A 15,817-nucleotide genomic window follows, 5' to 3' on the forward strand; every position below is an offset into this window, starting at 1 on the left:
GTCCACCGGTACACACGATACTGCGACCATGTCGAATCTCGAATTGGCACCCTCCGTGATGCGGTTCTATGGCCAGACGGTGAACGAGGACAGCCGTCTGCGCAGCTCGGCAGACGGGCGGATGGAACTGGTCAGAACTCAGGAACTCCTCCGACGTTTTCTGCCCCCCGCGCCGGCGCGTGTGCTCGACGTGGGCGGGGGGACCGGGATTCACGCTGAATGGCTGGTGAAAGACGGCTATGACGTCACTCTGGTAGACCCGGTCCCCCGTCACGTTGAGGCCGCGTCGGCGGTGTGCCCGGCGGTGGTCGGTGACGCGCGCGACCTGCCCGACCCGGACGACACCTTCGACGTCGTGCAGCTCCTCGGGCCGCTCTACCACCTGCCCGACCCGGCCGACCGGCAACGGGCACTTGCGGAAGCCTCCCGCGTGGCCAAGCCCGGCGGGCTGGTCGCCGCTGCTGCGATCAATCGCTATGCGTCGCTCTTCGAGCACGTCACGTACGCCCACCTGCACACTGAGCGGATTCACAACTCCGTCTCCAAGATTCTGGAGACGGCGGTCTATGACGGAGCGCGCGGGTTCACCCTGTCGTACTTCCATCGGGCCGAAGAGCTGGTGACGGAGCTGGTCGACTCTGGGCTGGAGGATGTGCAGGTCTTCGGCATTGAGGGACCCGCCTGGTCGCTGGTGAAGGCGGCGGAACAGCAGCCGGGCGAAGGTCCCACGGATGAGCTGATCGCCTCAGCGATGGACGCGGCCCGCATGGCGGAGCCGTACCCTGAGCTCCTTGCCGCCAGCTCGCACCTCTTGGCTGTCGGCACGGTCCCCGCCGGCAGTGGTGACTGACGCCCCTGACCTGCGGTCCGAGCTGCGCCGCCGGGCCGTCTGTGGGCCGCCGGAGGGCCGCCGACGACGACCCACAACGACCATCAACGACCGGCACCGCCCGGCCCCGGTGATCGCTGAGCTGGGCGACGGCCCGGCGCACCTCGGCGTGTCTGCCACACTGGATGAACCATGCCTAAGCCCGGAGAACTCACTTTCGTCGCGCCCCGCGGAGCCAAGAAGCCGCCGCGGCACCTCGCCGACCTCACGCCCGCCGAGCGCAAGGAAGCGGTCGCCGCGACCGGTGAGAAGCCGTTTCGCGCCCAGCAGCTCTCGCAGCACTACTTCGCGCGGTACGCGCACGACCCGGCCGAGTGGACCAACATCCCGGCGGCGTCGCGGGAGAAGCTCGCCGAGGCGCTGTTCCCCGACCTGATGTCCGTGATCCGGCACATCAGCTGCGACGACGACACCACGCGCAAGACCCTGTGGAAGCTGCACGACGGGACGCTCGTCGAGTCCGTCCTGATGCGCTACCCGGAGCGCGTCACGATGTGCATCTCCTCGCAGGCCGGCTGCGGAATGAACTGCCCCTTCTGCGCCACCGGGCAGGCCGGCCTCGACCGCAACCTGTCGACCGCCGAGATCGTGCACCAGATCGTCGACGGCATGCGCGCCCTGCGCGACGGCGAGGTGCCCGGCGGCCCCGCGCGGCTCTCCAACATCGTCTTCATGGGCATGGGCGAGCCGCTCGCCAACTACAACCGCGTGGTCGGCGCGATCCGTCGGCTCACCGACCCGGAGCCGGACGGTCTCGGCCTCTCGCAGCGTGGGATCACGGTCTCCACCGTGGGCCTGGTCCCGGCCATGCTGCGCTTCGCCGACGAAGGCTTCAAGTGCCGCCTCGCCGTCTCGCTGCACGCCCCGGACGACGAGCTGCGCGACACCCTGGTCCCCGTCAACACCCGGTGGAACGTCCGCGAGGTGCTGGACGCGGCCTGGGAGTACGCGGAGAAGTCCGGCCGCCGGATCTCCATCGAGTACGCCCTGATCCGGGACATCAACGACCAGGCCTGGCGCGGCGACCTCCTCGGCCGGCTGCTCAAGGGCAAGCGGGTGCATGTCAACCTGATCCCGCTGAACCCCACGCCCGGCTCCAAGTGGACCGCCTCGCGGCCCGAGGACGAGAAGGCGTTCGTGGAGGCCATCGCGGCCCACGGCGTGCCCGTCACCGTCCGGGACACCCGCGGTCAGGAGATCGACGGGGCCTGCGGGCAGCTGGCGGCCTCCGAGCGCTGAGGGCTCCGACGAGCGCGGAGGTCCGTGGCCTCACGAGACCTCTCCGGACCCGGCCGAAAACCGCCGGTGTAGCCTGGGCCGAAATCAACTTCATATTCCGACAGGGGAGCGCCACAGCGCTGAGAGTGCGGCACCAAGGACAGGTTGGCCGCAGACCCTCTGAACCTCGCCCGGGTCATTCCGGGTAGGAAGTTCGGACCTTACTCAAGCTGTTGCGCCCTGCCCGCTTCCGGTTCGCCGGACAGCGGGCGGGGCCGCGTCTCTTCCTGGTCACCTCCAGGAGGAATCACATGAACACCACCACGAAGTACGCGGCGGCCGCGCTCGCCGCCACTCTCGGCGTCACCGTGCTCACGGGCTGCGGCAGCGACGGCGCCCCGTCGGGCTCCGGGGCGTCCGAGGGCAGTGGCTCCAAGACCGTGACCCTGGTCAGCCACGACTCCTTCAACGTCTCGGGCGAGGTACTGAAGGCGTTCACGAAGGAGAGCGGTTACACCGTCGAGATCCTCAAGAGCGGCGATGCCGGAGCCGCGCTCAACCAGGAGATCCTGACCAAGGGCTCCCCGCGCGGCGACGTCTTCTTCGGCGTCGACAACACCCTGCTCTCCCGCGCCCTGGACAACGGTCTGTTCACCGCGTACGAGGCCGAGGGCCTGGACACGGTCGCGGCGGACACGCAGACGGACGAGAAGCACCGGGTGACGCCCGTCGACACCGGTGACATCTGCGTCAACTACGACAAGAAGTACTTCGCCGACAAGAAGCTCGCGCCGCCGGAGACCTTCGAGGACCTGATCGAGCCCGCGTACAAGAACCTCCTCGTCACCGAGAACGCCGCGAGTTCCTCGCCCGGTCTCGGCTTCCTCCTCGGCACCATCGCCACCCAGGGCGAGGACGGCTACGAGACGTACTGGAAGAAGCTGAAGGCCAACGGCGTCAAGGTCGTCGACGGCTGGGAGCAGGCGTACAACGAGGAGTTCTCCGGCTCCGCGGGCGGCAAGAAGGCCAACGCGGACCGGCCGCTCGTCGTCAGCTACGCCTCCAGCCCGCCCGTCGAGGTGCTGTACGCCGACCCGCAGCCGAAGGAGGCCCCCACCGGGGTCGCCACCGGCACCTGCTTCCGGCAGACCGAGTACGCCGGGCTGCTGACCGGGGCGGAGAACGAGGCGGGCGGCAAGGCATTGCTGGACTTCCTGATCAGCGGGACGTTCCAGGAGGACATGCCGCTGAACATGTTCGTGAACCCGGTGGTGGAGGACGCGAAGCTGCCGGAGCTGTTCACGAAGTTCGGCGAGAGCGTCGAGACGCCGCCCACTGTCGCGCCCGAGAAGATCACCGCCAACCGTGAGCAGTGGATCCAGTCGTGGCAGTCGCTGGTCCTGAAGTAGAGCCCGAGGCGAAGGGGGCTGCCCGGCCCGCCGGTGGCGGGTCCGGGCGGCGCGGGACCGCGGTGCGGCTCGGCCTGATGGCCGTGCCCGTCGCGTTCTTCACGGTGTTCTTCGCCTATCCCGTGACCGCGATCGTCGGCCGCGGGCTCAAGGCGGGGGGCGACTGGCAGTTCGGGCGGATCGGCGAGGTACTGGCCCGCCCGGACATCCTCGACGTCCTCTGGTTCACCACCTGGCAGGCCCTCGCCTCGACCGCGTTCACGTTGCTGATCGCCCTGCCCGGGGCGTATGTCTTCGCGCGCTTCGACTTCCCCGGCAAACAGGTGCTGCGAGCGGTCGTCACCGTGCCGTTCGTGTTGCCGACCGTCGTCGTCGGCACCGCGTTCCTGGCCTTGCTCGGACGCGGCGGACTCCTCGACGAGCTGTGGGGCATCCGCCTCGACACCACCGTGTGGGCGATCCTGCTGGCCCATGTCTTCTTCAACTACGCCGTCGTCGTACGGACCGTGGGCGGGCTGTGGTCCCAGCTGGATCCCCGGCAGGAGGAGGCCGCCCGGGTGCTCGGCGCCGGACGGTTCGCCGCATTCCGCCGGGTGACGCTGCCCGCGCTCACCCCGGCCGTCGTCGCCGCCGCGCTGATGGTCTTCCTCTTCACCTTCACCTCCTTCGGCGTCGTGCAGATCCTCGGCGGACCGGCGTACTCCACCCTGGAGGTGGAGATCTACCGGCAGACCGCGCAACTCCTGGACCTGCCGACGGCCGCCGTACTGACCCTGGTGCAGTTCGCCGCGGTCGGCGCGATCCTCGCCGTGCACGCCGCGACCGTACGCCGCCGGGAGCGGGCGCTGAAGCTCGTCGACCCGGCCCGGACCTCCCGCCGGCCGCGCGGCCCCGGACAGTGGGCGCTGCTCGGCGGTGTCCTGCTCACCGCGCTGCTGCTGATCCTGCTGCCGCTCGGCGTGCTGGTGGAACGGTCCTTCGACGGATCCGGTGGTTACGGCTTCGGCTACTACCGGGCCCTCCAGTCGGCCGGGTCCGGCTCCTCCTCGACCTTCCTGGTCCCGCCGCTGGAGGCCGTCGGGAACTCCCTGCGGTACGCGCTCGTCGCGACGCTCATCGCCCTCGTCGTCGGCGGGCTCGCGGCGGCGGCCCTGACCCGGCGGGCCGGGCGGCTGGTCCGCGGCTTCGACGCGCTGCTGATGCTGCCGCTCGGGGTGTCCGCCGTCACCGTCGGCTTCGGCTTCCTGATCACCCTGGACCAGCCGCCGCTCGACCTGCGGACCTCCTGGATCCTGGTCCCGCTGGCCCAGGCGCTGGTCGGCGTCCCCTTCGTCGTGCGGACCATGCTGCCCGTGCTGCGCGCGGTCGACGACCGGCTGCGGGAGGCCGCCGCCGTGCTGGGAGCCTCCCCGCTGCGGGCCTGGCGGGAGGTCGATCTGCCGTTGGTGCGGCGAGCGGTGCTGGTCGCGGCGGGCTTCGCCTTCGCCGTCTCCCTCGGGGAGTTCGGTGCGACGGTCTTCATCGCGCGGCCGGACAACCCGACCCTGCCGGTCGCCGTGGCCCGGCTGCTGGGCCGGTCCGGGGAGCTCAACTATGGGCAGGCGATGGCCCTCAGCACGATCCTGATGCTGGTGTGCGCGGTGTCGCTGCTGCTCCTCGAACGTATCCGCACCGACCGATCCGGGGAGTTCTGACGATGGCAGGGGACATGGCAGGGGACACGGCTGGGGAGTGGTTCTCATGCTGAGCCTGGAAGCCGCCACCGTACGGTTCGGGAAGCGGACGGCGCTGGACGCGGTGGACCTGGAGGTCGCCGACCACCGGATCGTCTGTCTGCTCGGTCCCAGCGGCAGTGGGAAGTCCACCCTGCTCAGGGCCGTCGCCGGACTCCAGCCCATGGACGGCGGCCGGGTCCTGCTGGCCGGCCGGGACCAGGCGGGCGTCCCGGTGCACCGTCGCGGGCTCGGCCTGATGTTCCAGGACCACCAGCTCTTCCCGCACCGCGATGCCGGCGCCAATGTCGCCTTCGGGCTCCGGATGCACGGCGCGGGCCGGGCCGAGGCCGAGCGCCGGGTCCGCGAACTGCTGGACATGGTGGGCCTGCCCGGGGCCGAACGCCGCGCGGTCGCCGCACTGTCCGGCGGTGAGCAGCAGCGCGTCGCCCTGGCCCGGGCCCTCGCCCCGCGCCCGAAGCTGCTGATGCTGGACGAGCCGCTCGGCCAGCTCGACCGCAGCCTCCGCGAACGGCTCGTCATCGAACTGCGCACACTGTTCCAGGAGTTGGGCACGACCGTGCTGGCCGTCACGCACGACCAGGGCGAGGCGTTCGCGCTCGCCGACCAGGTCGTCGTGATGCGGGACGGCAGTATCGCGCAGGAGGGCAGCCCGCTGGCCGTCTGGCAGCGCCCCGCCTCCGCGTTCGTCGCCCGGTTCCTCGGCTTCGACAACGTCACCGCGGCGACCGTGACCGGACAGGCCGCCGCCACCTCCTGGGGCAAGGTCCCGGTGCCCCAGGGCTCCCCGCAGGGCGAGGCCGACCTGCTCGTCCGTCCCGCCGGGGTCCTGATCGGCGCCCCGGAGGACGGCCTGCGCTGCACGGTCGGCGTCCGCACCTTCCGGGGGAACCACGTGACCGTACGCCTGATGCCCGAGAACGCGCCGGTGCTGGAGGCCGAATGCGCCCTGCGGGACACCCCGGACGAGGGGGCGGTCGTCGGCGTCCGCTTCGACGCGGCGGAGACGGTGGTGCTGGCGGGTTCCGGGCGGCCTCGTCGTGACCCATGACTTCCCGCCGCGCCAGGGCGGCGTCGAGACCGTCCTCCACGCGATGACCGGCTGGTTCCCCCGGGACTCCGTCGTCGCCCACACCTCCGCCGGGCCCGGGGCGGCCGCCCACGACGCCGCCCTGCCCCACCCCGCGGTCCGCGACCCGGCCCGCACGGTGCGCCTGGCGCCGGGGGCGGACGCGGAGAAGTCCCGCGTACGGGATGGGGCGCGGGACGGCGTACCGCCTCCGGCGGGCGGCGTCCGCGAACGGTACGGCCCGGGCGGGCGGCCGGTGACCCTCGGGGACGAACCGCACGCCGGGGCCCTCCACAGGCTCGCCGCCGGCATCGGGGTCGCGGACCCGGTGGTCCAGGCCGGCGGGCAGCCGCACGCGCGACAACCGGCCGGCTGACTCCCGACCGGCGTGGCAGGGGGGCGGTGGGCCGGGCAAGCTGGAAGCGGACCATCCCGCGGCCGGCCGGCTCCACGGGGACGGCCGGATCGGACAAGGACCGTGATTATGACCGGTGGCACCCGCGAGGGCATCGACCTCACCCGCGTCCTGCACGCCCCGCGGCAGCGGGTCTTCGCCGCCTGGACCTCACCGGAGGACTTCGCAGCCTGGTACGGGGGCGAGGCGGACGTCCCCCTGGACCGGGTGGCGATGGACGTGCGGCCCGGCGGCGCGTGGAGCCTGGTCATCGTGCTGCCGGGGGTCGAGATGCCCTTCCACGGGGTCTACCGCGAGGTGAGTGAGCCCGACGGTCTCGTCTTCACGCTGCTGGACGCCTCCGCGCCCGAGGACGCCGAGGGCGAGGTCGTCACCGTGACCTTCAGCGACCTCGGTGACGGGACCACGGAGCTGGCCTTCCAGCAGCGCGGCGGCCATCTCACCGCCGAGCAGTACGCGGCGGCGGAGGACGGCTGGGAGGCCTTCTTCGACGCCCTGGCCGCCCGCCTCGCCACCCGTCCCTGAGCCGGCCCGCGGCTCCCGGTCGGCTCACTTCGTCAGCGGAAGCGCCGCCAGCTGAGCGATCACCCAGGTCAGCGGGGCGAACAGGGTCAGCAGCGCGCCCGCCCGCAGCGCCGTCGCCCTGCGCAGCGTGGTGGCCGGGGCGCCCATCCTGAGCAGCGCCTCGACGGTGTGGGCGCGGGCGTGCTTGGCCTCCAGCGCGGAGGTCAGCAGTGTCGCCGTCGTACAGCCGAGGACCAGCACCGCGCCGAGCGCGGTGAGCGGGCCGTACGGGCGCTCGTCGCCCCCGTACAGCGCCGACGCGGCGATCACCGCGGACAGCACCGCGCAGACCACCCCGAGCGGGCGGCCGATCCGGCGCGCCTCGTTCATCAGGACCCGCCCGGCCAGCAGCCGTACGGCCCCGGGGCACACCGCCTGGAGCGCCCGCCCGCACAGGTGGGTCAGGCTCGGGCCGGCCATCGCCAGGCCGACCGCGGTGAGCGTCCACCCGATCAGCACCGCCACCGGCGTGGCGTCGAACCGGCCGGGCAGCGGGAACGCGTTCCCCGCCGTCCCCCGTGACGCGTACGCCTCCACCGCGAGGCCGGCGGCCGTCAGCGCCACACCCCAGGGGAGCCCGGCCGGAGCGGGCGCGGGCTCCGGCAGCTCCTCGGAGCCGAAGGCGTCCCGTGCCGGATCGGGCCGCGACCGCAGCGCCAGCGCGGTCGCGGCCGACGCGGCCACCGGGACGAGCGCCAGCAGCATCAGCGCGGCGGCCGGCGGCAGCGGGCTGCCCGCGCCGAGGAACTCCGCCGCGCCCCCGTCGAACGGCATCCCGGTCAGATCGCCGCGCAGATGCAGGAAGAAGAGCAGGGCCACCGTGGAGCCGAGCGTGGTGGAGACGGCCGTGGAGACGGCTGCCAGTGCGGAGAGCCGGACCGGTCCGAGGCCCATGGAGGAGAGGCCCGGCCGGGGCCGGGTGCTCGGGTCGGTCCGGGCCACCGCCACGGCGAACTGCACGGTGGCGGCCAGCGGGACGAAGCACCACAGCAGCCGCAGCACCGAACCGGCGGACGCGGGGTGCGCGGCGGCGTACCCGAGGGTGCACAGGAGGAGGAACCCGACGCCGGCCGACGCGGCGGCCACCAGCAGCCGCCGGACCAGGACGAGGGGATGCGAACCGCGGGCTAGACGGAGAGCGAGCACGCCGCGCGGCCCTCCGCTTCCGGTTCCGCGGGCAGGGTGCCGGTGGCGACGCGACGGCCGTCCAGCAGCGCCACCGTCCGGTCGGCGAGTGCGGCGATCTCGGCGTCGTGCGTGGCCAGCACCACGGTGATGCCGTGTGAGCGGGCCGCCGTGGTCAGGGTGCGCAGCACCTGGGTGCGGTCCGCGCGGTGCAGGGTCGCGGTCGGCTCGTCCGCGAAGATCACGGTCGGCTGTGCGGCCAGGGCCCGCGCCACGGAGACCCGCTGGCGCTGTGCCTGGAGCAGGGCGTGCGGCCGCTGTTTGGCGAGAGCGGCGATGTCCAGGCGCTCCAGCCACTCGGTGGCGGCCTTCCTCGCGGCCCGGTGCGAGACGCCGCGCAGCAGCAGGGGCAGCGCGGCGTTCTCCCAGACGGTCAGCTCCGGGACCAGCTCCGGGTCCGATGCGATCCAGCCGAAGCGCTCCCGGCGCAGCTGTTCGCGGACCCGGGGGGCCATGGTGTGGACGGGGACGCTGTTGAACCAGACCTCGCCCTGCTCGGGCACCAGCCGGCCCGAGAGGCAGTGCAGCAGTGTGGTCTTCCCGCTGCCGCGCGGGCCGGTCACAGCAAGGATCTCGGCGTCCTGGACACCGATGGAGACACCGCCGAGACCGGGCGATCCGTTGTGGGAGTGGTGCAGGGAACGCGCCCAGATCACGTCGTTGTCCGGCGGGGCCACCATGGCGTACACCTCGGTTCAGGTCAGATTTCCCGTCCCCCGTACGGGGGAACGAAGACGCGGCCGATCGGTCACTCGGCACCGTAGAGAGGCGGACCGGTGTGAGCGCACAGCACGCGGCCCGGATACCCCCCTTGTCACTCGAAGGGGTGTATCCGGGCCGGTGAACCGTATGAAATGACCGCTGGACGGCGGTCGGCCGGGGGACCTGGTGACGGTCAGAGCTTCGTCCAGGCCTCCGTGAGCACGGCCCGCAGGATGCCCTCGATCTCGTCGAACGTCGACTGGTCGGAGATCAGCGGCGGGGCGAGCTGGATGACCGGGTCGCCGCGGTCGTCGGCCCGGCAGTACAGGCCGTTCTCGTACAGCGCCTTGGAGAGGAAGCCGTACAGGACGCGCTCGGTCTCCTCGTCGGTGAACGTCTCCTTGGTGACCTTGTCCTTCACCAGCTCGATGCCGTAGAAGAACCCGTTGCCGCGGACGTCGCCGACGATCGGCAGGTCGTGGAGCTTCTGCAGCGTCGTCAGGAAGGCGTTCTCGTTGTCGAGGACGTGCTGGGTGAGGTTCTCGCGCTCGAAGATGTCGAGGTTGGCGAGGCCCACCGCGGCCGAGACCGGGTGACCACCGAAGGTGTAGCCGTGCAGGAAGGTGTTGCCGCCCTGGTAGAACGGCTCCGCGACCCGGTCCGAGACGATGCAGGCGCCGATGGGGGAGTAGCCCGAGGTCATGCCCTTCGCGCAGGTGATCATGTCCGGCACGTAGTCGAACTTGTCGCAGGCGAAGATCGTGCCGAGCCGGCCGAAGGCGCAGATGACCTCGTCGGAGACGAGCAGCACGTCGTACTTGTCGCAGATCTCGCGGACCCGCTGGAAGTAGCCGGGCGGCGGCGGGAAGCAGCCGCCCGCGTTCTGCACGGGCTCCAGGAAGACGGCCGCGACGGTCTCGGGGCCCTCGAAGAGGATCTCCTGCTCGATCTGGTCGGCGGCCCACCGGCCGAAGGCCACCGGGTCGTCACCGAAGAGCGGGGCGCGGTAGATGTTGGTGTTCGGCACCTTGTGCGCGCCGGGGACCAGCGGCTCGAAGGGGGCCTTGAGGGCCGGGAGGCCGGTGATGGACAGCGCGCCCTGCGGGGTGCCGTGGTAGGCGACGGCACGCGAGATGACCTTGTACTTGGTCGGCTTGCCCTGGAGCTTGAAGTACTGCTTGGCCAGCTTCCAGGCGGTCTCGACGGCCTCGCCGCCACCGGTGGTGAAGAAGACCTTGTTGAGGTCGCCCGGGGCGTGGCCGGCGAGACGCTCGGCCAGCTCGACGGCCTTCGGGTGGGCGTAGGACCACACCGGGAAGAAGGCGAGCTCCTGGGCCTGCTTGTACGCCGTCTCGGCGAGCTCGTGACGACCGTGACCGGCGTTGACCACGAACAGGCCGGAGAGACCGTCCAGGTAGCGCTTGCCCTTGTCGTCGAAGATGTACGTTCCCTCGCCACGCACGATGGTGGGAACGGGCGCGTTCTCGTAGTCCGACATGCGGGTGAAGTGCATCCACAGGTGGTCGTACGCGGTTCGGCTGAGGTCCTTGGTCACGGCTATCGGGTTCCCCACATATAGGTCTGCTTCTTGAGCTTGAGGTAGACGAAGCTCTCGGTGGAGCGCACGCCGGGAAGGGGCCGGATGCGTTTGTTGATCATCTCCAGCAGGTGGTCGTCGTCCTCGCAGACGATCTCCACCATCAGGTCGAAGGAGCCCGCGGTCATGACCACGTACTCGCACTCGGCCATGGCCGACAGGGCTTCGGCCACCGGGTCGAGGTCGCCCTCGACATTGATGCCGACCATCGCCTGGCGCCGGAATCCCACGGTGAGCGGGTCCGTGACGGCGACGATCTGCATCACGCCCTGGTCGAGCAGCTTCTGGACGCGCTGGCGCACGGCCGCTTCGGAGAGGCCGACGGCCTTGCCGATCGCGGCGTACGGACGCCGTCCGTCCTCCTGGAGCTGCTCGATGATTGCGAGGGAGACGGCATCGACCGCTGGCGGTGATCCGTTCCCGGTCCTGGAGTCTGCGCTGCGACTGGCCACGAACCCACCATGCACCGCTCTTCGTCTGTCTCGCAACCCCAGATCGATGAAATTCGTTGTTCGAGTGCTCAGATCTGACTGAATCCGAAGTTGGGGGCGGGTGGGTATGTCGAAAGCGTCACCGGAACGATTAGGGTGGACATCTCACCCATCGGACAGCCGACAGGAGGGGTGGTTGTGACCACCGAGGTGCGCCGTCTGCGCAACTACATCAACGGAGAGTTCCGGGACGCCGCGGACGGGCGGACCATCGATGTGGTCAGCCCGGTGACGGAAGAGGTCTACGCGACCTCACCGCTCTCCGGCCAGGCCGATGTCGATGCCGCCATGGAGGCCGCGGCGGCGGCCTTCCCCGCCTGGCGGGACACCACGCCGGCCGAGCGCCAGAAGGCCCTGCTGAAGATCGCGGACGCCTTCGAGGAGCGGGCCGAGGACCTGATCGCCGCCGAATCGGAGAACACCGGCAAGCCGATCGGGCTGACCCGCAGCGAAGAGATCCCGCCGATGGTGGACCAGATCCGCTTCTTCGCCGGGGCCGCCCGGCTGCTGGAGGGCCGCTCGGCCGGCGAGTACATGGAGGGTCTGACCTCCATCATCCGCCGCGAGCCGGTCGGCGTCTGCGCCCAGGTCGCCCCGTGGAACTACCCGATGATGATGGCCGTGTGGAAGTTCGCCCCGGCGCTTGCCGCGGGCAACACCGTCGTCATCAAGCCGTCCGACACCACCCCGGCGTCGACCGTGCTGATGGCCGAGATCATGGGCCAGATCCTGCCCAAGGGCGTCTTCAACGTGCTGTGCGGCGACCGGGACACCGGCCGCGCCATGGTCGAGCACCCGACCCCGGCGATGGCCTCCATCACCGGTTCGGTACGGGCCGGCATGCAGGTCGCCGAGTCCGCGGCCAAGGACGTCAAGCGGGTCCACCTGGAGCTCGGCGGCAAGGCGCCCGTCGTGGTCTTCGAGGACGCCGACATCGCCAAGACCGTCGCCGGCGTCTCCGAGGCAGGCTTCTTCAACGCGGGCCAGGACTGCACGGCCGCCACCCGCGTGCTGGTCCACGAGTCGATCCACGACGAGTTCACCGCCGCGCTCGCCAAGGCCGCCGCCGACACCAAGACCGGGCAGCCGGACGACGAGGACGTGGCGTACGGCCCGCTCAACAACGCCAACCAGCTGAAGCAGGTCACCGGCTTCATCGAGCGCCTCCCGGCACATGCCAAGGTCGAGGCGGGGGGCCACCGGGTCGGCGACAAGGGCTACTTCTACGCCCCGACCGTCGTCTCCGGTCTGAAGCAGGACGACGAGATCATCCAGCACGAGGTCTTCGGACCCGTCATCACCGTCCAGTCCTTCACCGACGAGAAGCAGGCCGTCGAGTACGCCAACGGCGTCGAGTACGCGCTCGCCTCCTCGGTGTGGACGACGAACCACTCCCGCGCCATGCGCATGTCCAAGAACCTCGACTTCGGCTGCGTGTGGATCAACACCCACATCCCGCTGGTCGCCGAGATGCCGCACGGCGGGTTCAAGAAGTCCGGCTACGGCAAGGACCTCTCCGCGTACGGCTTCGAGGACTACACCCGCATCAAGCACGTGATGACGTCCATCGAGGACTGATCCACGCGTCTTCGCGGTGTACGGCCCCGGGCTCCGGCCCGGGGCCGTCTCCGTGGGCCGTTCTGTACAACGTGTGCGGGACGGGACCGTCCCGCTGGACGCTTGGTCCATTGTCCGCGCGCCCAGCGACGGGCATTCTGCGCGGGTGCGAGCGATCAGGAAGAACCCCATGTCCCGCCGTTCCCTGCTGCGCGCCCTCGGGGCGGGAGCGGCCGGCGCCACCCTGGCCGGCTGCGGGGTGCCCGCGGCCTTCGTCGAGCCGGGGGAGCGGGCCGGACGCGACAGCTCCGCCACCGACCCCACGCTGCACTTCGCGAACTGGCCGCTCTACATCGACACCGACGACGACGAGTCGAAGCGGCCCACCCTGGACGCCTTCTCGAAGCGGACCGGGATCTCCGTCACGTACACCGAGGAGATCAACGACAACGACGAGTTCTTCGGGAAGATCAGCCCCGCGCTGATGAACCACCAGCAGACCGGCCGGGACCTGATCGTCATCAGCGACTGGATGGCCGCCCGCTTCGTCCGGCTCGGCTGGGTCCAGGAGATGGACCGCGCGAAGCAGCCCAACGTCGCCAAGTACCTGGACCCGCAGCTGCGGGACCCCGCCTTCGACAAGGGGCGGCGGCACAGCGTCCCCTGGCAGTCCGGGATCACGGGCATCGCCTACAATCGCAAGAAGCTCGGCCGCGAGATCCGGTCCACGCGGGAACTGTGGGCCGACGACCTGCGCGGCCGGGTCACCCTGCTCTCCGGGCTCGACGAGTCGTTCGCGCTGCTGATGCAGGGCAACGGCGTCGACGTCACCCGATGGACGGCCGACGACTTCCACGAGATCTGCGAGCAGACGGAGCGGCGGGTCCGCTCGAAGCACATCCGCCGCTTCACCGGCAACGACTACATCAAGGACCTCGCCACCGGCGACGTGCTGGCCTGCCAGGCCTACTCCGGCGACGTCATCCAGCTCCAGGCCGACAACCCCGACATCGAGTTCGTCGTCCCCGAGGAGGGCGCCGAACTTTGGGCGGAGTCCCTGATGATCCCCAACCTCGCCCGCCACAAGCGCAACGCGGAACGCCTGGTCGACCACTACTACGACCCCGAGGTCGCCGCCGAACTCGCCACCTGGGTCAACTACGTCTGCCCGGTCCCCGCCGCCCGTGACGTCCTGGCCTCCTCGAAGGACGAGGAGACGGCCGCGCTCGCCGAGGATCCGCTGATCTTCCCCGACGACGCGATGCGCGAACGGCTCGCCATCGCACGCGACATCACGTCCGAGGAGCGGATGGACTTCGCCAAGAAGTGGAACTCCATCGTCGGCTTGTGAAGCCGTAACAGGGGTGCCGTAAAGGAGAGGTAAATGCGGGCGTACGCTGCGGACATGAGTGAGCGACACGCCCTCACACGGCGTATACGCAGGTGGCTGGTCTTCTTCATCGTCTGTCTGGTGCTGAGCGGGCTCACGGCCTTCCCGCTCGTCACCGAACTCCGCTGGGCCGAGGATCTGCTGGACGCCTCCGCCTCACCGGTCCCCGAGCACTTCCCGGGCCTGATGGAGTGGATCACCCGGGTCCGCGAAGGGCTCGACACCGTCGAACGCGACACGCCCTTCATGCTGTACGGCACCGACTGGCTGGCCTTCGCCCACCTGGTCATCGCGGTCGCCTTCTACGGCCCCTACCGCGACCCGGTTCGCAACATCTGGGTCATCGAGTTCGGCATGATCGCCTGCGCCGGAATCATTCCGCTCGCCCTGATCTGCGGCCCCATCCGCGACATCCCGTTCTGGTGGAGCGTGATCGACATGTCCTTCGGGGTCTTCGGCGTCATCCCACTGCTGATCGTCCGCCGCATGATCAAGCGCCTGGAGGCACTGGACCGGGCCGCCGCGGGGACCCCGGCACCCGTGCCGGCGAGCGCCTGACGCCCGCGGGTCCCGCGCTCTCGGTCTTCGCGAGGCCATGACCGGCTCACGCGGCGGGCGGCGGGCCGAATGCGGCCAGCACGATGCCCATCGCCGTTGCGTTCATGTCCTTCCCCTTCGCGTCCGTCGCGCCGACGCTGTAGACCAGGGTCCGGGAGAGGTCGCGGGTGGCCGCCACCGCCGTGTTGTATCCCCAGCGGCCGCCCGTCTTGCCCCACACCTGGCGGCCGCCCAGGGTGAGCACGGAGAGACCGGCGCTGAACTGCGCCGGCTTCCCGGAGCCGTAGGCGCGCACCGAGGCGTCGGGCAGCGTGAACATCTCCTCCAGCAGGGGCCCGCGCACCACTCGGCCCCCGAACAGCGCGGTAGTGAAGCGCTCCAGATCGGCGGTGGTCGAGATGATGTCCCCGGCCGCCCAGCCGTCGGTCGTCCCCCACACCGTGACATCCCGCAGCTCGACGCCCCCGCCCGGCATCGCGAAGACCTGATAGCCGCGGTTGTGCGGGCCGTGGATCCGGGGGGCGGCACCGGGGAAGTACGTGGACCGCAGGCCGAGCGGGCGCAGGATCCGGTCCGAGACCTCCCGCGCGTACGCGTGCCCGGTGACGCGCTCGATGAGCAGTCCCAGCACCGTGTAGTTGATGTTGAGGTAGTGCTGGCTCACGCCCGGCGCGAACTCCCGCTCCTTCGCCGTCGCGGAGGCCACCATGGAGCGCGGGGAATGGACGTCGAAGCGGTGCGTGTACCACTCCTCCAGGTTCTCGCCCGGCAGGTCCGCGGCGGGGATGCCGCTGATGTGGTTCAGCAACTGGCGTACGGTCACCCCGCCCTACGCGGCCGGGATCAGGTCCGGCAGGTAGTGCCGGGCGGTGCGGTCCAGGGACAGCTTCTGTTCGCCCGCCAGTTGCAGCACCGTCGCCGCCGTGAACACCTTGGTCACCGATCCCGCGCGGAAGCGGCCCGACGGAACCGCCGGCCGGCCCGAGGACAGATCGCGCAGGCCCGCACTGCCGTGCCACGACCCACCGGTGCCGCCGACC

Annotated in this window: 14 protein-coding genes, 1 pseudogene and 1 riboswitch; of the genes and pseudogenes, 10 read left to right on the forward strand and 5 right to left on the reverse strand. The window is 70.8% G+C overall.

Features of this window, described 5'->3' with window-relative positions; translation table 11 throughout:
• The first annotated feature begins 28 nt into the window (after window positions 1-28).
• The 7 genes from B9S58_RS09725 to B9S58_RS09755 all read left to right on the forward strand — a co-directional run bounded on the left by B9S58_RS09725 (window position 29) and on the right by B9S58_RS09755 (window position 7,258).
• Window positions 29-850 (forward strand): class I SAM-dependent methyltransferase, encoded by an 822-nt coding sequence (locus B9S58_RS09725; RefSeq protein ID WP_103531715.1) that lies wholly within the window; start codon window positions 29-31, stop codon window positions 848-850.
• Between the two features lie 171 nt (window positions 851-1,021).
• Complete coding sequence (gene rlmN, locus B9S58_RS09730) at window positions 1,022-2,128, forward strand: 23S rRNA (adenine(2503)-C(2))-methyltransferase RlmN (protein WP_103531716.1); 1,107 nt, start codon at window positions 1,022-1,024, stop codon at window positions 2,126-2,128.
• A gap of 92 nt (window positions 2,129-2,220) precedes the next feature.
• Window positions 2,221-2,337: riboswitch (TPP riboswitch) on the forward strand.
• A gap of 81 nt (window positions 2,338-2,418) precedes the next feature.
• Window positions 2,419-3,516, forward strand: coding sequence for a thiamine ABC transporter substrate binding subunit (locus B9S58_RS09735; RefSeq protein ID WP_103531717.1), 1,098 nt, complete (start codon window positions 2,419-2,421; stop codon window positions 3,514-3,516).
• 77 nt (window positions 3,517-3,593) lie between these two features.
• Entirely contained in the window at window positions 3,594-5,210 is a 1,617-nt protein-coding gene (locus B9S58_RS09740; RefSeq protein ID WP_103531725.1) for an iron ABC transporter permease, read from the forward strand.
• Between the two features lie 46 nt (window positions 5,211-5,256).
• On the forward strand, window positions 5,257-6,300 hold the full coding sequence (locus tag B9S58_RS09745) for an ABC transporter ATP-binding protein (RefSeq protein WP_103531718.1): 1,044 nt from the start codon (window positions 5,257-5,259) through the stop codon (window positions 6,298-6,300).
• Complete coding sequence (locus B9S58_RS09750; RefSeq protein ID WP_181009252.1) at window positions 6,290-6,694, forward strand: hypothetical protein; 405 nt, start codon at window positions 6,290-6,292, stop codon at window positions 6,692-6,694. The genes B9S58_RS09745 and B9S58_RS09750 overlap by 11 nt, the downstream gene beginning before the upstream one ends.
• 108 nt (window positions 6,695-6,802) lie before the next feature.
• Complete coding sequence (locus tag B9S58_RS09755) at window positions 6,803-7,258, forward strand: SRPBCC domain-containing protein (protein WP_103531719.1); 456 nt, start codon at window positions 6,803-6,805, stop codon at window positions 7,256-7,258.
• Between the two features lie 24 nt (window positions 7,259-7,282).
• On the opposite strand, the gene B9S58_RS09760 is transcribed toward B9S58_RS09755, so the two are convergent.
• The 4 genes from B9S58_RS09760 to B9S58_RS09775 form a co-directional block, all read right to left on the reverse strand.
• Complete coding sequence (locus B9S58_RS09760; protein ID WP_103531720.1) at window positions 7,283-8,443, reverse strand: hypothetical protein; 1,161 nt, start codon at window positions 8,441-8,443, stop codon at window positions 7,283-7,285.
• Window positions 8,425-9,162, reverse strand: a complete 738-nt coding sequence (locus B9S58_RS09765) for an ABC transporter ATP-binding protein (protein ID WP_103531726.1) — start codon at window positions 9,160-9,162, stop codon at window positions 8,425-8,427. Before B9S58_RS09765 ends, B9S58_RS09760 begins: the two co-directional genes overlap by 19 nt.
• Before the next feature lie 215 nt (window positions 9,163-9,377).
• Window positions 9,378-10,757 (reverse strand): aspartate aminotransferase family protein, encoded by a 1,380-nt coding sequence (locus tag B9S58_RS09770; RefSeq protein WP_103531721.1) that lies wholly within the window; start codon window positions 10,755-10,757, stop codon window positions 9,378-9,380.
• The gene (locus B9S58_RS09775; RefSeq protein ID WP_103531722.1) at window positions 10,742-11,248 is read right to left on the reverse strand and encodes an Lrp/AsnC family transcriptional regulator; all 507 of its coding nucleotides are present in this window, start codon (window positions 11,246-11,248) and stop codon (window positions 10,742-10,744) included. The genes B9S58_RS09770 and B9S58_RS09775 overlap by 16 nt, the downstream gene beginning before the upstream one ends.
• A gap of 162 nt (window positions 11,249-11,410) precedes the next feature.
• Between B9S58_RS09775 and B9S58_RS09780 the strand changes: the two genes are divergently transcribed.
• From B9S58_RS09780 to B9S58_RS09790, 3 genes are all read left to right on the forward strand, one after another.
• Complete coding sequence (locus tag B9S58_RS09780; protein ID WP_103531723.1) at window positions 11,411-12,850, forward strand: gamma-aminobutyraldehyde dehydrogenase; 1,440 nt, start codon at window positions 11,411-11,413, stop codon at window positions 12,848-12,850.
• A gap of 169 nt (window positions 12,851-13,019) precedes the next feature.
• Window positions 13,020-14,180: a spermidine/putrescine ABC transporter substrate-binding protein gene (locus tag B9S58_RS09785; protein ID WP_103531724.1), complete on the forward strand. Its 1,161-nt coding sequence runs from the start codon at window positions 13,020-13,022 to the stop codon at window positions 14,178-14,180.
• A gap of 54 nt (window positions 14,181-14,234) precedes the next feature.
• A complete protein-coding gene (locus B9S58_RS09790; protein ID WP_103531727.1) occupies window positions 14,235-14,777 on the forward strand; it encodes a hypothetical protein in 543 nt (180 codons plus the stop codon).
• A 46-nt stretch (window positions 14,778-14,823) separates the two neighbouring features.
• On the opposite strand, the pseudogene B9S58_RS09795 reads toward B9S58_RS09790, so the two are convergent.
• Window positions 14,824-15,817, reverse strand: a pseudogene (locus tag B9S58_RS09795) (serine hydrolase domain-containing protein); the annotation flags it as partial.

The sequence above is a fragment of the Streptomyces sp. SM11 genome (assembly GCF_002910905.1).
In the GTDB taxonomy this organism is placed as follows: Bacteria; Actinomycetota; Actinomycetes; order Streptomycetales; family Streptomycetaceae; genus Streptomyces.

Coding starts and splice junctions, on each gene's coding strand:
- B9S58_RS09725 (WP_103531715.1), top strand. CDS start 29: ATGTCGAATCTCGAATTGGCACCCTCCGTGATGCGGTTCTATGGCCAG.
- rlmN (WP_103531716.1), top strand. CDS start 1,022: ATGCCTAAGCCCGGAGAACTCACTTTCGTCGCGCCCCGCGGAGCCAAG.
- B9S58_RS09735 (WP_103531717.1), top strand. CDS start 2,419: ATGAACACCACCACGAAGTACGCGGCGGCCGCGCTCGCCGCCACTCTC.
- B9S58_RS09740 (WP_103531725.1), top strand. CDS start 3,594: ATGGCCGTGCCCGTCGCGTTCTTCACGGTGTTCTTCGCCTATCCCGTG.
- B9S58_RS09745 (WP_103531718.1), top strand. CDS start 5,257: ATGCTGAGCCTGGAAGCCGCCACCGTACGGTTCGGGAAGCGGACGGCG.
- B9S58_RS09755 (WP_103531719.1), top strand. CDS start 6,803: ATGACCGGTGGCACCCGCGAGGGCATCGACCTCACCCGCGTCCTGCAC.
- B9S58_RS09765 (WP_103531726.1), bottom strand. CDS start 9,162: ATGGTGGCCCCGCCGGACAACGACGTGATCTGGGCGCGTTCCCTGCAC.
- B9S58_RS09785 (WP_103531724.1), top strand. CDS start 13,020: ATGTCCCGCCGTTCCCTGCTGCGCGCCCTCGGGGCGGGAGCGGCCGGC.
- B9S58_RS09790 (WP_103531727.1), top strand. CDS start 14,235: ATGAGTGAGCGACACGCCCTCACACGGCGTATACGCAGGTGGCTGGTC.